This is a genomic window from Sphingomonas sp. NPDC092440 (assembly GCF_044754985.1).
GTDB lineage: Bacteria > Pseudomonadota > Alphaproteobacteria > Sphingomonadales > Sphingomonadaceae > Sphingomonas.
The window spans coordinates 21616-39021 of sequence record NZ_JBIVQA010000015.1; the positions used below are offsets into that span (position 1 = coordinate 21616).

The following is a 17406-nucleotide window of genomic DNA, read 5'->3' on the forward strand; positions in this document are numbered from 1 at the left end:
GCCTTTCATGCAGACCTCGGCCGCGCTCAATCGCATCCAGCCCTCCGCCACGCTCGCGATGACGAGCCGGGTGTTCGAGCTGAAGCGCCAGGGGATCGACGTCATCGGCCTGGGCGCCGGCGAGCCCGATTTCGACACGCCCGATTTCGTGAAGGATGCGGCGATCGAGGCGATCCGCGCCGGCAAGACCAAATATACCAATGTCGACGGTACGCCCGAGCTGAAGCAGGCGATCGCGGCCAAATATGCGCGCGACAACGGCCTCACCTATGCCGAGAACCAGATCAGCGTGAATTCGGGCGGCAAGCACACCTTGTTCAACGCCTTTTGCGCGACGATCGACCCGGGCGACGAGGTCGTGATCCCGGCGCCCTATTGGGTCAGCTATCCCGACGTGGTCGAGTTCGCGGGCGGCAAGCCGGTGTTCATCGCCGCGGGCGCGGCCGAGGGCTACAAGATCAAGCCCGCGCAGCTCGAGGCGGCGATCACGGCGAAGACCAAATGGGTGGTGCTCAACTCGCCGTCCAACCCGACCGGCGCCGCCTATGGCGCCGCGGAGCTGAAGGCGCTGGGCGAAGTGCTCGAGCGGCACCCGCATGTGCTGGTCTATGCCGACGACATGTACGAGCACATCCTGTACGATGGCTTCGAATTCGCGACGATCGCACAGGTCTGCCCGTCGCTCTATGATCGCACGCTGACGGCCAATGGCGTGTCCAAGGCCTATGCGATGACCGGCTGGCGCATCGGCTATGCGGGCGGGCCGGCCTGGCTGATCAAGGCGATGGGCAAGCTCCAGTCGCAGTCGACCTCGAACCCGTCGAGCATCAGCCAGGCGGCTTCGGTCGCGGCGCTGAACGGCGACCAGAGCTTCCTCAAGGATCGCGTCGCCGCCTTCCAGGGCCGCCGCGATCTGGTCGTGTCGATGCTCAACCAGATCAACGGCATGCACTGCCCGCGTCCGGAAGGCGCCTTCTACGTCTATCCCGAGTTCAGCCAGCTGATCGGGAAGACCACGCCCAAGGGCCAGGTGATCGCCACCGACGAGGAAATGGTGGGCTATCTGCTCGACGAGGCGCGAGTCGCGGCGGTGCATGGCGGGGCGTTCGGCTTCTCGCCGGCGCTGCGGATCAGCTATGCGACGTCGGAAGCGCTGCTCACCGAGGCGTGCGGCCGCATCCAGGAAGCCTGCGCGGCCTTGCGCTGAGGGCGAACAGGCCCGACATTGCGGCCATGCTCAAAGGGTCGCTCTCCGCTGCCGCGCTTTTCGGAGCCGCGCTGTTCCTCGTGCCCGGCGCGCTGCCGGGCGCCGGCGTGGTCGAGCGCGCGGTGCCGGTGCCTGTCCCCACGCTCGACGTGAAGCCGAGCAAGGGCGAGCAGGTCGCGGTGCTCGCCGGCGGCTGCTTCTGGGGGATGGAAGCCGTCTTCCAGTCGGTGAAGGGCGTGCATTCGGTGACTTCGGGCTATGCCGGCGGCACCGCCGGCACCGCCACCTATGCCCAGGTCTCGACCGAGAAGACCGGCCATGCCGAAGCGGTGCGGATCGCCTATGATCCGCGGAAGGTCAGCTATGGGACGCTGCTGCGCATCTATTTCTCGGTCGCGCACGATCCGACGCAGCTGAACCGCCAGGGCCCGGACCGCGGCCCTTCCTATCGCTCCGCGATCTTCCCGCAGGACGAGGAGCAGCGCCGGGTGGCGGCCGCCTATATCGAGCAGCTGACCCGGGCCAAGGCCTTTTCCCGTCCGATCGTGACCAGGCTGGAGACCGGCAATTTCTATCCGGCCGAGGCCTATCACCAGGACTTTTTCTGGCGGAACCCCACCCATCCCTATATCGTGCGCTGGGACAAGCCCAAGGTCGCGGCGTTCCGCAACGCCTATCCGCTGCTGGTGAACTGAAGCCGTCTCCCGGCCCGCGTCAGATCAGCCCCAGTCCCGCCAGCTCGCCCATCAGCGCGGGCGGCAGCGCGTCGATGCCGGCGCCGGCATCGCCCAGATCGGGCGGTGCGTCGCTGGCCTCGAGATAGCGCCAGCCCTGGTGCGCGCGCTTGGGCCGGGCGGCGACCAGGATCAGCCGCGGTTCCATCAGGATCGCGGTGCGCCCGCCCTCGGCCTCGCCGAAGCCCAGGATCGGCGTGCGTCCGACCAGCTGGTGCTTGAGGATCCAGAAGAGCGAGCCTTCCCCGCCGATCTCCTCGTGGCGCTTGGGGAGGTAGCGGGTGGTCAGGCCCCAGGTGCCGCCGCGCGCGGCGAGGCGCTGGGCGAGATAGTCTACGGAGTCGCAGCCAAAGGCGACCTTGGTCAGATGGAGTGGGGTCAGATGGAGTGGCACGCGATCAATCTGGTGCGCGCGGGCGCCGCAATCAACCGACCAGGCCGCTGGCGGTGGCGAGGCCCAGGAATGCGAGGAAGCCCATCGAATCGGTCGTCATGGTCACGAAGATCGAGCTGGCGACGGCGGGGTCGGCCTTCAGCCGGTCGAGCGTGAGCGGCACGATCACGCCGGCCAGTCCCGCGATCACGATATTGGTGAGCATGGCCGCCGCGATCACGCCGCCCAGCGCGGCATGATGGAAGAACAGCCCCACCGCGGTGCCGATCACGCAGGCGACGGTCAGGCCGTTGAGCACGGCGATCGAGATCTCGCGCCGGATCGCGCGCAGCGTGTTGGACTGGGTCAGCTGGTTGGTGGCGAGCGCGCGCACCGTCACCGCCATGGTCTGGGTGCCGGCATTGCCGCCCACCCCGGCGACGATCGGCATCAGCGCGGCGAGCGCGACCATCTTCTGGATCGTGCTTTCGAACAGGCTGATGATCGTCGCCGCCACCAGCGCAGTCAGCAGGTTGGTGAGCAGCCAGCGCACCCGGCCCTTGTAGCTGTCGACCACCGGCTCGTTGATGTCGCCTTCGCCGGCGCCGGACAGGCGGAGGATGTCCTCGCCCGCTTCCTCGGAGATGATGTGGACCACGTCGTCCACCGTGATCATGCCGACCAGCCGCCCGCTCGGATCGATCACCGCGGCCGAGATCAGCGCGTATTTCTGGAAGCGCAGCGCCACTTCCTCCTGGTCCATGTCGACCGGGATCAGCGTCTGCTCGCGCTTCATCACGTCGCCCATCGCGACGACGCGCGGCGTGCGCAGCACCCAGGAGAGCTGGCAGGTGCCGACCGGCTTGTGCGCCGGGTCGACCACGAAGATCTCCCAGAAATCGGTGGTGAGGTCCTCGTTCCTGCGCAGATAGTCGAGCACGTCGCCGACGGTCCAATGCTCGGGCACCGCGATCAGCTCGCGCTGCATCAGGCGGCCGGCGGATTCCTCCGGGTAGGAGAGCGCTTCCTCGATCGCGGCGCGGTCGTCCGGGTCGAGCGCGCGCAGCACCTCGCGCTGGTCCTCGACATCCATGTCCTCGATGATCGCGACGGCGTCGTCGGTATCGAGTTCGGCGGCGATGTCCGCCACCTGGGTGGCGGTGAGCGATTCGACCAGGGCCTCGCGCACCCAGTCGTTCATCTCGGCGAGCACGTCGCCGTCGATCAGGTCGGCGATCGCGGCGACGAGCGCGGCGCGCTCCTCGGCGGGCGCGAGCTCGACCAGGTCGGCGATGTCGGCGGGGTGGAGCGGCTCGGCCAGCGCATGGGCGCGGGCGGAATCGCCGGCATGGACGGCGTCGAGCACCGCATGGACGAACTCGGGGCGCAGCCGGTCGTCCTCGTCGAGCTGGGGCTCGGGGGTGCCGCTATCCATTTGAAGTTCGGTCTCGCTCAAGGTTCGACCTCCCTTGTCGGCCCCCTGCCGCCGCTGCCATTGCCGGGCGCGATTTGCAAGTCGCCGGAAGCCCGCCTAGGCAGGGCGCAAATCGTTCTCAGGAGTCAATTCGTGTCCGAACCCACCAAGCTCGTCATGACCCTCGATACCGGCGACGTGCACATCCTGCTGCGCCCCGACCTCGCCCCCCAGCATGTCGAGCGCATCGCCACTCTCGCCGATGAGGGCTTTTACGACGGCGTGGTCTTCCACCGCGTGATCGACGGCTTCATGGCCCAGGGCGGCGATCCCACCGGCACCGGCATGAGCGGCTCGAAGCTGCCCAACCTGCCGGCCGAGTTCAGCCGCGAGCCGCATGTCCGCGGCGTCTGCTCGATGGCGCGCACCATGGATCCGAACAGCGCCAACTCGCAGTTCTTCATCTGCCTCGACGACGCCACCTTCCTCGACGGCCAGTACACCGTCTGGGGCGTGGTGACCGAGGGCATGGAGCATGTCGACGCGCTGCCCAAGGGCGAGCCGCCGCGCAATCCGGGCAAGATCGTCAAGGCGCGGACCGAGGCGTAAGGCCTTCCGATTCCCCTCCCTGGAGGGAGGGGCTAGGGGCGGGTGGCGTCCTGGCGATACGGTGGTCGCGCGATCGCCTCACTGTATCGCGTGCAAGGACCCACCCCAACTCCTCCCTTCCAGGGAGGGGCTCCGATTACTCCACCCGCTCGGCGTGGAGCACTTCGATCAGCCAGTCGTGGAACAGCTTGACCGGCCGCGTCGTGAGCGCGCGCGGCCGGCAGACGAACCAGTAGCTGTAGTCGCTCTCCACGGTCAGGTCGAAGAGCTGGACCAGCCGGTCGTCGCGCGCCGCCTCGAAATGCGATTCGAGCATGAAGGCGACGCCCAGCCCCTGCGCCGCCGCCTCGAGCATCAGCGTGCCCGAATCGAAATGGTCGATGGCCGCTGGCTCGATCTCCAGATGCGACAGCCCCGCCGCTGCGCGCCAGGCGGTGAAGGTGTCCGCCATGTCGCGGTGCACCAGCGCGGTGAGCTTCGAAAGCTGCTCCGGCCGGGTGATCGGCTCGGGCCCCTCCACCAGCGAACGCGCGCCGATCACATAGACGCGGTTGCGGTCCAGCCGCTTCGAATACAGTGTCGGGTCGATGTCGCGCGCCACCACGATCGCCGCGTCGAGCCCGTCGCCCAGCCGCGCCACCGCGTGCGCGCCGGTATCGACGTCGAGATGCAGCTCGGGATGCTTGCGCTTCAGGTCGCCCATGTGCGGCATCAGCCGCTGCGTCGCGAACAGCGGCAGGATGCCCAGGCGCAGGCGCAGCAGCTCGGTGCCGCTGGTCATCGTCTCCACCGCGTCGGCCATGGTGTCGAGCGCGGGCGCGATCATGCCGAGCAGCCGCTCGCCATCGTCGTTGAGGCGCAGCGCCTGGTGCCGGCGCTCGAACAGCGGCTTGCCGATGAAGCGCTCCAGCGCCTGGACGCGGCGGCTCAGCGCCGGCGAGGAGAGCGCCAGCTCCTCCGCGGCGGCCTTGATCGAGCCGAGCCGCGCCACCTGCACGAAAGCCTCGATTGCCGTAAGCGGGGGTAGTCGTCGCATCTCGCTCTCTTTTGTTGCGCTGCGTCACGACCCTTGGCGTGCGATTCGCGCGGCGCCAATGGCGTTTCTCACTCGGGCACAACTATCGTTGCACACACGCGCGATTGCAAGCCATGCACGCGTTAATGTTTCTTTTCGCACTTGCACAAAAACCGGCCGCACTGCACAAAGCACGTGCCTTTCAGGCATCCTCTCCTAAAACTTTCCCGGCCGGTCCTCGTGATCGGCCTTTTTTTTGTGCAACCGATCCCCCACGTTCCGCGTCTCACACGCCTGGGGAGAAACAGAGAATGGCGGACGAAGAAGGGCAGCCCGCCAGGCTGCAGGTTGCCAATTCCCGGCCCGAGGACAGTGGCCGGGGTCTCGCGCATCTGCCGCGCGCGTTGATGGCGCGACTGGGCCTTGCCGAGGGCGATGTGATCGAGATCATCGGCAAGCGCGCCACCCCCGCCCTCGCCGTGCTGCCCTATGCCGAGGACGAGGGCCTCGAGATCCTGCGCATCGACGGGCTCCAGCGCGCCAATGCCGGCGCCAGCTCGGGCGATTTCGTCGAGGTGCGCAAGGCCGTGTCCAAGCCGGCGACGCGGGTGGTGTTCGCGCCCGCCCAGCAGAATCTGCGCCTCCAGGGCAGCGGCGAGGCGCTGAAGCGCGTCTTCTTCCAGCGTCCCCTGGCCCAGGGCGACGTCGTCGCCACCGCCGGCCAGCAGCGCGCCGACATCCCGCCCCAGGTCGCCCAGTTCCTGCGCGCGCCGGCCTATGCGCTGCAGGAGATCCGGCTCACCGTGGTCGCCGCCAGCCCCAAGGGCATCGTCCATATCGACGAGAATACCGAGGTCGAGCTGCGTCCCGAATATGAGGCGGCCGCGGGCGACGGCCGGCGTGCCGACGTCACCTATGACGATATCGGCGGCATGGCCGGCACGATCGACCAGCTGCGCGAGATGGTGGAGCTGCCGCTGCGCTATCCCGAGCTGTTCCAGCGCCTGGGCGTCGATCCGCCCAAGGGCGTGCTGCTCCACGGCCCGCCCGGCACCGGCAAGACTCGCCTTGCCCGCGCGGTCGCGAACGAATCGGACGCGCAGTTCTTCCTGATCAACGGCCCCGAGATCATGGGCTCGGCCTATGGCGAGTCCGAGGGCCGGCTGCGCCAGGTCTTCGAGGAGGCGACCAAGGCGGCGCCGTCGATCGTCTTCATCGACGAGATCGATTCGATCGCCCCCAAGCGCGGCCAGGTCTCGGGCGAGGCCGAGAAGCGCCTCGTCGCCCAATTGCTCACGCTGATGGACGGGCTCGAGTCGCGCGCCAACGTCGTGGTCATCGCCGCGACCAACCGGCCGGACGCGATCGACGAGGCGCTGCGGCGGCCGGGCCGGTTCGACCGGGAGATCATCGTCGGCGTGCCCGACGAGCGCGGCCGCCGCGAGATACTGGGCATCCACACGCGCGGCATGCCGCTTGGCGACAAGGTTGATCTCGCCGAGCTGGCGCGCACCACCTATGGTTTCGTCGGCGCCGATCTCTCCGCGCTCGCCCGCGAGGCGGCGATCGAGGCGGTGCGCCGGATCATGCCGAAGCTCAACCTGGCGGAAGGGACGATCCCGCACGAGGTGCTCGATACGCTGTCGGTCACGCGTGAGGATTTCCTCGAGGCGTTGAAGCGCGTCCAGCCCTCGGCGATGCGCGAGGTGATGGTCGAGGCGCCGCGCGTCCGCTGGGAGGATGTCGGCGGGCTCGACGATGCGCAGATGCGGCTGAAGGAAGGCGTCGAGCTGCCGCTCAAGGATCCCGACGCGTTCCGCCGCCTCGGCATCCGCCCGGCCAAGGGCTTTCTGCTCTACGGCCCGCCCGGCACCGGCAAGACCCTGCTCGCCAAGGCGGTGGCGCGCGAGGCGGAGGCGAACTTCATCGCCACCAAGTCGAGCGACCTGCTGTCGAAATGGTATGGCGAGAGCGAGCAGCAGATCGCCCGGCTGTTCGCCCGCGCCCGCCAGGTCGCGCCCTGCGTGATCTTCATCGACGAGCTCGATTCGCTGGTTCCCGCGCGCGGCGGCGGCCTGGGCGAGCCCCAGGCGACCGAGCGGGTGGTCAACACGATCCTCTCGGAGATGGACGGGCTGGAGGAGCTCCAGTCGGTGGTGGTGATCGGCGCGACCAACCGGCCCAACCTGATCGATCCCGCCCTGCTCCGCCCGGGGCGGTTCGACGAGCTGGTCTATGTCGGCGTGCCCGATGCCGCCGGGCGCGAGCGGATCCTCGAGATCCAGACGGAGAAGATGCCGCTCGCCGCGGATGTCGACCTGCGGTCGATCGCCGGGCAGACCGAGCGCTATACCGGTGCCGATCTGGAGGATGTGGTCCGCCGGGCCGGCCTGATCGCGCTCCGCCAGTCGCTCGACACGCGCGAAGTGACGATGGCGCATTTCGACGAGGCGCTCGCCGATTCGCGCGCCACCGTCACGCCCGAGATGGAGGAGGAGTATCAGGCGATGTCGGGCCGGCTGAAGCAGCAGGCCTCGGCGATCCAGCCGATCGGCTTCATCGCGCCGGGCATGCTGCGCGGGCATGGGCCGAAGGGAGCGGATTGACGCTTGTTCCCCTCCCGGGAAGGGTGGGGCTCGGGGTGGTGGCGTCCCGGCGATACGGTGGGTGCAGGCTTGACCTCGCTGCTTCGCGAGCACGCCACCCGCCCCTCGATCCCCTCCCTTCCCGGGAGGGGAGTCATGTCGATCGCCGCGTCGCCACCCAGGCATAGACCAGCAGGCATACCAGCCATCCCGCCGCGGTCAGATAGGGCAGCGGCCGCCACAGCTCGTAGAGGCCCACTCCGATCGACGGGCCGAGCACGAACGCCGCGCCGTTCACCGAGGTGACCTTGCCCGCCACCGATCCCTGCGATTCCGCCCCCACGCCCAACGATGCACCCGCGGTGAAGCCCGGCCGCGCGAAGCCCATGCCGAGCGCGATCAGTGCATAGCCCAGCGCGATGCCGTACAATGTGGTCGCCGAGCCGGTCACGACGCAGCCGCACGCGCCCAGGGTCGCGCCCGCCAGCACCAGCGCGCGCGGGCGCAGGTCGAGCATCGGGATCAGCCCCCATTGCGCGAGGAGCGAGGCGCCCGCGCCCAGCATCAGCACCAGCCCGGTCGGCTGCAGCGCCTCGGTCGGGGGCAGGTGCATCCGGTCGATGATCAGGAAGCCGATTGCCTGGCCGGTCATCGCCTGGGCGTGGCCGATGATCAGCCCGGCGACGATCCAGGGCCGGATGCGCGGATCGAAATAGCGGATGTTCTCGCTGGTCTCGGCGGCGGCGGTGGCGGCGGTCACCGTGGCGCCGGTCCCCTGCCCGCCGATCGAGGGATAGGAGATGGCGGCGCCATGGGCGTTGCCCTCATCCCTTGGCAGCCCGCGCGCGGCGGCGATCCAGATCACCACGCCCACCGCGCTCGCGGCGAAGGCAGGCCCGGCCAGCCCGATCAGCGGCCCCTCCGGCCAGAGCCGTCCCATCACCAGATAGGGCGCGATCGCCGGGCCCAGGATCGTGCCGAGCCCGAAGGCGGAGGCGAGCAGGGTGAGCGCGCCGGTCCGCTCCTCGCGGCTGGTGCGGCCGGCGACGATCGCCTGCACCGCCGGCGGCGCCGCCGATCCGAACGTGCCGTAGATCACGCGCCCCGCGACGAAGGCGATGAAGGTGGCCACCGGGCCGAGCAGCCCGTTGATCCCCATGGCCAGGCACAGCCCGCACAGCCCCAGCGACACGGTGAAGCCGCCCACCCCCACCAACACCATCGCGCGCCGGCCGTGCCGGTCGGACCGGTTGGCCCAGAAGGGCGCGGCGATCACCCAGAGCAGCGCGGAGACCGAGAAGACGGCGGCGACGGCGCTGTCCGGCGCGTGCAGCGAGCGGCCGAGCGCGGGCAGCACCGATTGCAGCGCGGTGTTGCCGGCTGCGATCGCCAGCATCACGGTGAAGAGCAGCGCGAAGGTCCGGTCGACGCGCCGGAACTTCATTTCCGCTCCCAGCTGTAGCTCCGCCCGATCGTGGCGACATGGAGCATGTACCAGCCATACCAGCGCCCACGCCCCGCCTCGCGCGTCTCGGCATGTTCGGGATGCTTGCGCCACGCGATCGCGCTGGCCTCGTCGGCCCAATAGCTGATGGTGATCGCCTGGCCGTCCGCGTTGCCGACATGGTCGATGCCGCGATAGCCGGGCTGCTCGGCGGCCAGCGCGTCCATCGCCGCGGCGGCCGTCGCATAGCCTTCGGCGTCTTCCCCCGTGCGCGCGGAGATGAACAGGACGGCGGTCTGCCCGGTGCGATCCTCTGCCATGGCTCCTGCCCCTAACCTAACCGTCACTCCGGCGAAAGCCGGGGTCTCGGGCGATGGCGCGGCCGTGGCACGAGATCCCGGCTTTCGCCGGGACGGCGGGTGTGGCTAAAGCCGCACCCTATGATCACCGACTGGCATTTCTATGCGCTCGCCGTGCCCGCGGTGATCCTGCTCGGTCTCAGCAAGGGCGGGTTTGCCGGCATGGGCGCGCTGTCGCTGCCCTTGCTCGCCTTCGCGATCGATCCGGTGCGTGCCGCCGCGATCACCCTGCCGATCCTGATCGCGCAGGACGTGGTCGGCGTCTGGGCCTTTCGCCGCACGGTCGACTGGCGGCTGCTCGGCTGGATGCTGCCCGGCTCGGTGCTCGGCATCGCGCTGGGTTACGGGTTCGCCGCCAGCGTCTCTTCCGCCGCGGTGATGGCGATGGTCGGCGCGATCTCGGTCCTGTTCGGCGCCTATCGGCTCCGGGCCGCCCGCCATGCCGCGCCGGGCGGCACCGCGCGCTGGCCGGAGTGGATCGGATCGCTGTTCGGCATTGCCTCGGGCTTCACCAGCCAGATCGCCCATGTCGGCCAGCCGCCCTTCCAGCTCTGGGTGCTGCCGCGCAACCTCCCGCGCGACATGCTGGTCGGCACCACCGCGATCTTCTTCGCCGCGACCAACTGGATCAAGGTGCCGGCCTATTGGGCGCTCGGCCAGTTCACCGCGGCGAACGTCATGACGTCGGCCGCGTTGCTGCCGCTCGCGCTGGTCGCCACGGTTGCCGGCGTCCGGCTGGTGCGCAGAGTCGATGCGGCGCGCTTCTACACCGCGATCCATGTGCTGATGATCCTGGTCGGCATCGCCCTGGTCGCCGAGGCGATCCGCTAGCTCAGTCGAAGAGCGAGGAGACCGAGCTTTCGTCCGCGATGCGCTTGATCGCTTCGGCGAGCAGCGGCGCGATCGTCAGGTGGCGGATCTTGCTGCTCTCGGCGATCACCGCGTGGTTGCCGATCGAATCGGTGATCACCAGCTCGGCGAGCGCCGATCCGTCGACGCGCGCCACGGCGCCGCCCGAGAGCACGCCGTGCGTGCAATAGGCGACCACGTCCTCGGCGCCCGAGGCCTTGAGCGCGGCGGCGGCGTTGCACAGGGTGCCGGCCGAATCGACGATGTCGTCGATCAGGATGCAGAAGCGCCCTTCGACATTGCCGATGATGTTCATCACTTCCGATTCGCCCGGGCGCTCGCGGCGCTTGTCGACGATGGCGAGCGGCGCGTTGTCGAGCCGCTTGGCCAGGGCGCGGGCGCGGACCACGCCGCCCACGTCGGGCGAGACGACCATCCACTGCTTGCCCGGGAAGCGGCTGTGGATGTCGGCGCTCATCACCGGCGCGGCGAAGAGATTGTCGGTCGGGATATCGAAAAAGCCCTGGATCTGCCCGGCGTGCAGATCGACCGAGAGCACGCGGTCGGCGCCCGCGGTGGTGACGAGGTTGGCGACCAGCTTGGCGGAGATCGGCGTGCGGGGGCCGGGCTTCCGGTCCTGGCGGGCATAGCCGAAATAGGGGAGCACCGCGGTGATGCGCCGGGCCGATGCGCGCTTCAGCGCATCGATCATGATCAGCATCTCCATCAGATTGTCGTTCGCCGGGAACGCCGTGGACTGCATGACGAACACGTCCTCGCCGCGGACATTCTCGAGGATCTCGACGAAGATCTCCTCATCGGCGAAGCGGCGGACGTTCGCCTGGGTCAGCGGGATCTCGAGATACTCGGCGATCGCCTTGGCGAGCGGCAGGTTCGAATTGCCGGCCATCAATTTCATGTGCGCCACTCCCCAGGCTTGCTACGCTGGGCGCGCATTAGAGGCCAAAGGGCGGGGTTGAAAAGAGCAGATGGCGATTGCGCATGCAGAAGGCGTCACGACTGTGACTTATGTGCTCGACGCCGATGCCCAGATCGCGGCGGCGCGGGCCAATCTCTGGCGCTATCTCCGCTCCCGCCGCGCCTGGATCCGCATGGGAATCGGCCTGCTCCTCATGCTCGCCATCGGCGCGGTGCTCGGCGTGGCGATCGGCGAGGATCCGCTGTGGTGGATGCTGGTCTTCGCGGCCGAGATGGTCGTGCTGTTCCCGCTGATCTACGGGCTCCTCTACCTGTTCCTGCCGCGCCGGATCCGGCGGCTGGTGGCGCAGAGCGCGATCTGGCAGCGGCCGGTCGAGGCCAGCTGGTCCGCCGCCGGCATGTCGGCGCGTTCGCCCCATGGCGAAACCGAGCTCGCCTGGACCGACTATCATGGCTGGTACGCCGCGCGTTCGGGCTTCCTGCTCTACTTCAACGACCAGCAATATCAGGTCGTTCCGGCCTCGGCCCTCGCCGCGGGGCAGGCGGAGGCGCTGCGCGCGATCCTCGAAGCATCGGGCCTGCGCCGGCTCTGAGCCGGTTTGCGCGCGCCCGGCCCGCCCGGTAGAGCGCGGCAATGACCGTCATCACCCGTTTCGCGCCGAGCCCCACGGGCACGCTCCACGTCGGCAACATCCGCACCGCGCTCCACAACTGGATGTTCGCGCAAGGCCAGGGCGGCCGCTTCCTGCTGCGCATCGACGATACCGATGGCGAGCGTTCGGAGGAGCGCTTCGTCGACGCGATCCGCGCCGATCTCGCCTGGCTGGGGCTGGCGCCGGACGGGGAGGAGCGCCAGTCCGCCCGGTTCGGCCGCTACGAGGCGCGCTTCGCGGAGCTGCAGGCCGCCGGCCGGGTCTATCCGGCCTATGAGACCGCGCAGGAGCTCGAGCTCAAGCGCAAGGTGCTGCTCGGCCGCGGCCTGCCCCCGGTCTATGACCGGGCGGCGCTGGCGCTGGCCGATGCGGACAAGGCGAGGCTGGAAGCCGAGGGCGTCCGCCCGCACTGGCGCTTCCGGCTCGATCATGACGCCATGATCGAATGGGACGATCTGGTCCGCGGGCCCCAGCGCTTCGATCCGAGGACGATGAGCGACCCGGTGGTGCGCCGCGCCGATGGCTCCTGGCTCTATCTCCTCCCCTCGGTGATCGACGATATCGACATGGCCGTCTCCCATGTCGTGCGCGGCGAGGACCATGTCTCGAACACCGCGACTCAGCTCCAGATGTTCGCGGCGCTCGGTGCCGCCGCGCCGCGGTTCGCGCACGAGGCGCTGCTCACCGGCGCGGAGGGCAAGCTCTCCAAGCGGCTGGGCTCGCTCGGCATCGACCATTTCCGCGAACTGGGCATCGAGCCGCAGGCGCTGATCGCCCTGCTCGCCCGGCTCGGCACCAGCGACCCCGTCGAGCCGTTCGTCGATGTCGCGCCGCTGGTCGCCGGCTTCGACTTCGCGCGCTTCGGCCGTGCGCCCGCGCGCTTCGACGAGGAGGAGCTGGCCCAGCTCAACGCGCGCATCGTCCACCAGCTCGGCTTCGACGCCGTGCAGGACCGGCTGCCGGCGGGGATGGGCGCGGCCGGATGGGAAGCGATCCGCCCCAATCTGGCGACCGTCGCCGAGGCGGCGGACTGGTGGCGCGTGGTCGAGGGGCCGGTCGCCGCCACGATTCCCGAGGAGGACCGCGCCTTCCTCGCCCTCGCCGCCGGGATCGCTGAGGGCATCGACTGGTCCGATCCCTGGCCGGCGCTCACCGGCGCGCTGAAAGAGGCCACCGGCCGCAAGGGCCGCGCGCTGTTCCTCCCCCTGCGACTCGCCCTTACCGGCCGCGAGCACGGGCCCGACATGGCTGCCCTGCTCCCCCTGATCGGCAAGGAAAATGCCCTGGCGCGCCTCGGGCAGGGATGATCGAGAAAGCATTTGCGCCGAGTATGTAATGTTGTATCATCGCCTTTGCCGGCCTGGACCGGCGTTGGAGATGGAGTGCAACGCCATGTATGCCGAACATCGCTACCAGCCCCAGCAATCGCGCGCCGTCAGCATCGGGGCGTCGCTGCTCATCAGCGGGGCGATCATCACCGGGATGATCTATTCGGCGCCGAACATCATCAAGCATGTCACCCCGATCTTCGAGGCGACGCAGATTCCGATCGATCCGGTGCCGCCGCCAGACCCCCAGCCCATCGACAAGAAGGTGCTGGTGAAGACGCCGACCCAGCCGCCGATCACCGTGCCCGATCCGATCGTGAAGACCGACAGCGATCCGATAATCAGGACCACGCCGGACATCCCGCCGGTGCAGCCGGACATCGCCAAGCCCGTCGAGGTCGGCCCACCGGTCGCCGTCGATCCGCCCAAGCCGGTGCCGGCACTCGTCGGCGCGAAACGCGATCCGCGCTATGCCGATGCCTTCCAGCCCAACTATCCCGCCTCGGAACTGCGTGCCCAGCGCGACGGGCGCGTCGCGGTGCGGGTGCTGGTGGGGCCCGATGGCCGGGTGAAGGCGGTCGAGCAGGTCAGCGCCACCAGCGCCGCCTTCTTCGAGGCGACAAAACAGCAGGCGCTGGCCAAATGGCGGTTCAAGCCGGCGACCCGCGGCGGCGTGGCCGAGGAGAGCTGGATGACCCTCAGCGTCACCTTCCAGATCAAGGACCAGTAGCGGAACGTCCTTGGTGGAGCGCGGGGGCTGGCTCTCGGGCCTCCGCGCTCCTATCTTTGGCGGCGAGATGAGCTACCTTCAGAGATTCAATCCCCTGCGCGCCTTCGGCGACCTGCGGCGCTGGCTTGCCACCCGCAAGCCCTATGAGCTGTGGTTCATGATGCTGGCCATGGCGGTCACGCTCGTGATCCTGTGGATGTTCGTGAAGGATTCGAACGTCGCCACGCCCTACAAGCGCGACATCATCTATGTGCAGCAATGGCGGCTCGATCGCAGCGACGCCGATATCAAGGCGCAACAGGCCAAGGACCTGCCCGAGGAGCTGAAGCGCAAGGCGGCGATCGAGGCGGCGCAGAAGAAGCGCCAGGCCGAATTCAAGAAATATGACGATTGGCTGACCAGCCACGGCTTCTGAGCGACGCGCGCCGGATGGGCGCCGTGCTCGCGCTGGCCGAGCGCGGGCGGGGGCGGACCGCGCCCAATCCCAATGTCGGCTGCGTGATCGAGCGGGACGGTATCGTGGTCGGCCGCGGCTGGACCCAGCCGGGCGGGCGCCCCCATGCCGAGGCGATGGCGCTGGCCCAGGCGGGCGCGAAGTCGCGCGGCGCGACTTGCTATGTCACGCTCGAGCCCTGCGCGCATGAATCGCCGCGCGGGCCGGCCTGTTCGCGCCTGCTCGTCGCGGCCGGCGTCGCCCGGGTGGTGATCGCGCTTGGCGATCCCGATCCGCGCACCAACGGGGCGGGGGCGGCCCGGCTGCGCGCCGCCGGGATCGACGTGGCGGAGGGCGTCCGCGCCGCCGAGGCGCGCCGTTCGATGGCCGGCTTCCTGGCGCGGCTGGAAAAGGGGCGCCCGCTCGTCACGCTCAAGCTGGCGACCTCGCTCGACGGTCGCATTGCGCTTCCCACGGGCGAGAGCCGCTGGATCACCGGACCGGAGGCCCGCGCCCATACCCATCTGGAACGCGCCCGGCACGAAGCGATCCTGGTCGGCCGCCGCACGATGGAAGTCGACCGGCCGCGCCTCGACGTGCGCCTGCCCGGACTGGAGGACCGCGCGCCGCGCCGGCTGGTGCTTTCCGCCACCGGCGATCTGAAACGCCCGGAGGACATTGCCGGCCTGGCGGGCGTCGACCATCTCTTCGTCGAGGGCGGCGCCGAGACCGCCTCGGCCTTTCTCCGCGCCGGCCTGGTCGACCGGCTGCTGCTCTATCGCGCGCCGATCCTGATCGGCGAGGGGAGGGCGGCGCTCGGCGATATCGGGCTCGCCCGGCTGGACGAAGCCCATGGCCGCTGGCGGCTATCTGACAGCCGCATGCTTGGCAGTGACAGGATGGAGGTCTACGAGCACGCCTCATGAGGAAGCATGGCCTCCGGTTTTCCGCCCGCGCGCGGCGCAGCAAGGACTCCTGATGTTTACTGGGATCGTCACCGATATCGGCACCGTCGAGACCACGGAAAGGCAGGGCGACCTGCATGTCCGCGTCTCCACTGCCTATGAAACCTCCGGCATCGATCTCGGCGCCTCGATCGCCTGTTCGGGCGTGTGCCTGACAGTGGTCGACAAGGGCGTGGACGCGGGCGGCGGCTGGGTTGCGTTCGACGTCTCGGGCGAGACCACCAGCCGCACCGCGCCGGGCATGTGGGCTTCGGGCCGCAGGCTCAACCTCGAGCGCGCGCTGCGCCTGGGCGACGAGCTGGGCGGGCATATCGTCACCGGCCATGTCGACGGGATCGGCGCGGTGAAGGCGATCGCGGAGATCGGCGGCTCGCACCATGTCGTCATCCTCGCCGGGCCGGAGCTGGCGCCCTATGTCGCGCCCAAGGGCTCGATCACGGTCGATGGCGTCTCGCTCACCGTCAACGCGGTGCGCGACACGGCCGACGGCGTGGAATTCGACCTCAACATCATTCCCCACACCGCCGCCGTCACTACATTCGGCGCACTCGAAGCAGGGCAGGCCGTCAATCTCGAGATCGACGTGCTCGCCCGTTATCTGCAGCGCATGGAGGCGCTCCGTGGCAAAGCCTGAACGAGCCAATGAACTGGGGCGTCTGAAGCATGCCTTCCTCTCCTCGCCCGAGGAGCTGATCGACGAGGCCCGCAACGGCCGGATGGTGATCTTGGTCGATGACGAGGATCGCGAGAACGAAGGCGATCTCGTCATCCCCGCCCAGATGGCGACGCCCGACGCGGTGAATTTCATGGCGCGGTTCGGCCGCGGGCTGATCTGCCTCGCGCTCACGTCGGAGCGGGGCCGCCAGCTCCAGCTCGAGCCGATGGCGCGCATCAACGGCACGCCGCTGGGCACCGCGTTCACCGTCTCGATCGAGGCGAAGGAAGGCATCTCGACCGGCATCTCCGCGGCCGATCGCGCGCGCACCGTCGCGGTGGCGATCGACGCGGCCAACGGGCCCGATGCGATCACCTCGCCGGGCCATGTCTTCCCGCTGATCGCCCGCGACGGCGGCGTCCTCGTCCGCACCGGCCATACCGAGGCGGCGGTCGATCTGGCGCGGCTCGCCGGGCTCAACCCGTCGGGCGTGATCTGCGAGATCATGAAGGACGACGGCACCATGGCCCGTCTCGACGATCTGATCGCCTTCGCCCAGTTCCACAATCTCAAGCTCGGCACGATCCGCGACCTGATCGCCTATCGCCGCCGCCACGACCATCTCGTCGAGAAGCGCGCCGAAACGCGTTTCGAGAGCGAATGGGGCGGCGAGTGGACCGCGATGACCTTCTGGAACAAGGCGACGGAGAGCGAGCAGGTCGCGCTGGTCAAGGGCAGGATCGATCCGGCCAGGCCGACGCTCGTCCGCATGCATGCGCTTTCGCCCTTTTCCGACATCTTCGGCGAGGGCGGCGCGCGCGGCGGATTGTTGCGCCGCTCGATGGAGATCATCGCCGAGGAAGGCGCGGGCGTCGTGGTCGTGATCAACAAGCCGCGGCCGGACCAGTTCACCGTCGCGCTCCAGGCACGCGCCGGCACGCTCGAGGCCAAGGACATGGACGAGCTGCGCGACTATGGCGTCGGCGCGACGATCCTCACCGAACTCGGCGTGCAGGACATGATCCTGCTCACCAATACCCACCACACGCTGGTCGGGCTCGACGGCTATGGCCTGTCGATCGTCGGCGAGCGCCCCATCGATACCGGAGAATGA

General features: G+C 69.1%; 18 protein-coding genes. 12 read left to right on the forward strand and 6 right to left on the reverse strand.

Translation table 11 applies throughout. The annotated features are described in order from the left end of the window. Positions 1 to 7: 7 nt before the first annotated feature. Positions 8 to 1207, forward strand: coding sequence for a pyridoxal phosphate-dependent aminotransferase (locus ACIQCS_RS20225; protein WP_345849453.1), 1200 nt, complete (start codon positions 8 to 10; stop codon positions 1205 to 1207). A 26-nt stretch (positions 1208 to 1233) separates the two neighbouring features. Continuing rightward, complete coding sequence (msrA, locus tag ACIQCS_RS20230; RefSeq protein WP_345849452.1) at positions 1234 to 1902, forward strand: peptide-methionine (S)-S-oxide reductase MsrA; 669 nt, start codon at positions 1234 to 1236, stop codon at positions 1900 to 1902. A 19-nt stretch (positions 1903 to 1921) separates the two neighbouring features. On the opposite strand, the gene ACIQCS_RS20235 is transcribed toward msrA, so the two are convergent. After that, a complete protein-coding gene (locus tag ACIQCS_RS20235) occupies positions 1922 to 2335 on the reverse strand; it encodes a DUF1489 domain-containing protein (protein WP_345849451.1) in 414 nt (137 codons plus the stop codon). A 31-nt stretch (positions 2336 to 2366) separates the two neighbouring features. Beyond that, the gene (mgtE, locus tag ACIQCS_RS20240; RefSeq protein ID WP_401531579.1) at positions 2367 to 3770 is read right to left on the reverse strand and encodes a magnesium transporter; all 1404 of its coding nucleotides are present in this window, start codon (positions 3768 to 3770) and stop codon (positions 2367 to 2369) included. A 135-nt stretch (positions 3771 to 3905) separates the two neighbouring features. Here mgtE and ACIQCS_RS20245 point away from each other — a divergent pair, with 135 nt between their 5' ends. Then, a complete protein-coding gene (locus tag ACIQCS_RS20245; protein ID WP_401531615.1) occupies positions 3906 to 4337 on the forward strand; it encodes a peptidylprolyl isomerase in 432 nt (143 codons plus the stop codon). 136 nt (positions 4338 to 4473) lie between these two features. Here ACIQCS_RS20245 and ACIQCS_RS20250 read toward each other — a convergent pair whose 3' ends face one another. Next, positions 4474 to 5373 carry a LysR substrate-binding domain-containing protein gene (locus tag ACIQCS_RS20250; protein ID WP_294050044.1) on the reverse strand — a complete coding sequence of 300 codons (900 nt, stop codon included), beginning with the start codon at positions 5371 to 5373 and terminating at the stop codon, positions 4474 to 4476. A 290-nt stretch (positions 5374 to 5663) separates the two neighbouring features. Between ACIQCS_RS20250 and ACIQCS_RS20255 the strand changes: the two genes are divergently transcribed. Continuing rightward, positions 5664 to 7958 (forward strand): CDC48 family AAA ATPase, encoded by a 2295-nt coding sequence (locus ACIQCS_RS20255; RefSeq protein WP_345849450.1) that lies wholly within the window; start codon positions 5664 to 5666, stop codon positions 7956 to 7958. 133 nt (positions 7959 to 8091) lie between these two features. Here the strand turns inward: ACIQCS_RS20255 and ACIQCS_RS20260 are convergent, their stop codons facing one another. Beyond that, positions 8092 to 9381, reverse strand: a complete 1290-nt coding sequence (locus tag ACIQCS_RS20260; RefSeq protein ID WP_345849449.1) for an MFS transporter — start codon at positions 9379 to 9381, stop codon at positions 8092 to 8094. Beyond that, a complete protein-coding gene (locus ACIQCS_RS20265) occupies positions 9378 to 9701 on the reverse strand; it encodes an antibiotic biosynthesis monooxygenase (protein WP_345849448.1) in 324 nt (107 codons plus the stop codon). Before ACIQCS_RS20265 ends, ACIQCS_RS20260 begins: the two co-directional genes overlap by 4 nt. A gap of 120 nt (positions 9702 to 9821) precedes the next feature. On the opposite strand from ACIQCS_RS20265, the gene ACIQCS_RS20270 reads away from it, so the two are divergent. Beyond that, positions 9822 to 10571: a sulfite exporter TauE/SafE family protein gene (locus ACIQCS_RS20270; RefSeq protein WP_345849447.1), complete on the forward strand. Its 750-nt coding sequence runs from the start codon at positions 9822 to 9824 to the stop codon at positions 10569 to 10571. 1 nt (position 10572) lies between these two features. On the opposite strand, the gene ACIQCS_RS20275 is transcribed toward ACIQCS_RS20270, so the two are convergent. After that, positions 10573 to 11508 carry a ribose-phosphate pyrophosphokinase gene (locus ACIQCS_RS20275; RefSeq protein ID WP_280281307.1) on the reverse strand — a complete coding sequence of 312 codons (936 nt, stop codon included), beginning with the start codon at positions 11506 to 11508 and terminating at the stop codon, positions 10573 to 10575. A gap of 70 nt (positions 11509 to 11578) precedes the next feature. Here ACIQCS_RS20275 and ACIQCS_RS20280 point away from each other — a divergent pair, with 70 nt between their 5' ends. From ACIQCS_RS20280 to ribB, 7 genes are all read left to right on the forward strand, one after another. Beyond that, positions 11579 to 12121, forward strand: a complete 543-nt coding sequence (locus ACIQCS_RS20280) for a YcxB family protein (RefSeq protein ID WP_401531582.1) — start codon at positions 11579 to 11581, stop codon at positions 12119 to 12121. Positions 12122 to 12162: 41 nt separating this feature from the next. Further along, entirely contained in the window at positions 12163 to 13488 is a 1326-nt protein-coding gene (locus ACIQCS_RS20285; RefSeq protein ID WP_345849445.1) for a glutamate--tRNA ligase, read from the forward strand. Between the two features lie 85 nt (positions 13489 to 13573). Beyond that, positions 13574 to 14239, forward strand: a complete 666-nt coding sequence (locus tag ACIQCS_RS20290; protein ID WP_345849444.1) for a TonB family protein — start codon at positions 13574 to 13576, stop codon at positions 14237 to 14239. A gap of 67 nt (positions 14240 to 14306) precedes the next feature. Further along, on the forward strand, positions 14307 to 14654 hold the full coding sequence (locus tag ACIQCS_RS20295; RefSeq protein ID WP_280281311.1) for a hypothetical protein: 348 nt from the start codon (positions 14307 to 14309) through the stop codon (positions 14652 to 14654). A 14-nt stretch (positions 14655 to 14668) separates the two neighbouring features. Beyond that, positions 14669 to 15598, forward strand: coding sequence for a bifunctional diaminohydroxyphosphoribosylaminopyrimidine deaminase/5-amino-6-(5-phosphoribosylamino)uracil reductase RibD (gene ribD / locus ACIQCS_RS20300; RefSeq protein WP_345852029.1), 930 nt, complete (start codon positions 14669 to 14671; stop codon positions 15596 to 15598). A gap of 52 nt (positions 15599 to 15650) precedes the next feature. After that, positions 15651 to 16271, forward strand: a complete 621-nt coding sequence (locus ACIQCS_RS20305; protein ID WP_345849443.1) for a riboflavin synthase — start codon at positions 15651 to 15653, stop codon at positions 16269 to 16271. Further along, on the forward strand, positions 16258 to 17406 hold the full coding sequence (ribB, locus tag ACIQCS_RS20310; protein WP_345849442.1) for a 3,4-dihydroxy-2-butanone-4-phosphate synthase: 1149 nt from the start codon (positions 16258 to 16260) through the stop codon (positions 17404 to 17406). The genes ACIQCS_RS20305 and ribB overlap by 14 nt, the downstream gene beginning before the upstream one ends.

Coding starts and splice junctions, on each gene's coding strand:
- ACIQCS_RS20225 (WP_345849453.1), top strand. CDS start 8: ATGCAGACCTCGGCCGCGCTCAATCGCATCCAGCCCTCCGCCACGCTC.
- msrA (WP_345849452.1), top strand. CDS start 1,234: ATGCTCAAAGGGTCGCTCTCCGCTGCCGCGCTTTTCGGAGCCGCGCTG.
- ACIQCS_RS20245 (WP_401531615.1), top strand. CDS start 3,906: ATGACCCTCGATACCGGCGACGTGCACATCCTGCTGCGCCCCGACCTC.
- ACIQCS_RS20250 (WP_294050044.1), bottom strand. CDS start 5,373: ATGCGACGACTACCCCCGCTTACGGCAATCGAGGCTTTCGTGCAGGTG.
- ACIQCS_RS20255 (WP_345849450.1), top strand. CDS start 5,664: ATGGCGGACGAAGAAGGGCAGCCCGCCAGGCTGCAGGTTGCCAATTCC.
- ACIQCS_RS20260 (WP_345849449.1), bottom strand. CDS start 9,381: ATGAAGTTCCGGCGCGTCGACCGGACCTTCGCGCTGCTCTTCACCGTG.
- ACIQCS_RS20265 (WP_345849448.1), bottom strand. CDS start 9,701: ATGGCAGAGGATCGCACCGGGCAGACCGCCGTCCTGTTCATCTCCGCG.
- ACIQCS_RS20270 (WP_345849447.1), top strand. CDS start 9,822: ATGATCACCGACTGGCATTTCTATGCGCTCGCCGTGCCCGCGGTGATC.
- ACIQCS_RS20275 (WP_280281307.1), bottom strand. CDS start 11,508: ATGAAATTGATGGCCGGCAATTCGAACCTGCCGCTCGCCAAGGCGATC.
- ACIQCS_RS20280 (WP_401531582.1), top strand. CDS start 11,579: ATGGCGATTGCGCATGCAGAAGGCGTCACGACTGTGACTTATGTGCTC.
- ACIQCS_RS20285 (WP_345849445.1), top strand. CDS start 12,163: ATGACCGTCATCACCCGTTTCGCGCCGAGCCCCACGGGCACGCTCCAC.
- ACIQCS_RS20290 (WP_345849444.1), top strand. CDS start 13,574: ATGTATGCCGAACATCGCTACCAGCCCCAGCAATCGCGCGCCGTCAGC.
- ACIQCS_RS20295 (WP_280281311.1), top strand. CDS start 14,307: ATGAGCTACCTTCAGAGATTCAATCCCCTGCGCGCCTTCGGCGACCTG.
- ribD (WP_345852029.1), top strand. CDS start 14,669: ATGGGCGCCGTGCTCGCGCTGGCCGAGCGCGGGCGGGGGCGGACCGCG.
- ACIQCS_RS20305 (WP_345849443.1), top strand. CDS start 15,651: ATGTTTACTGGGATCGTCACCGATATCGGCACCGTCGAGACCACGGAA.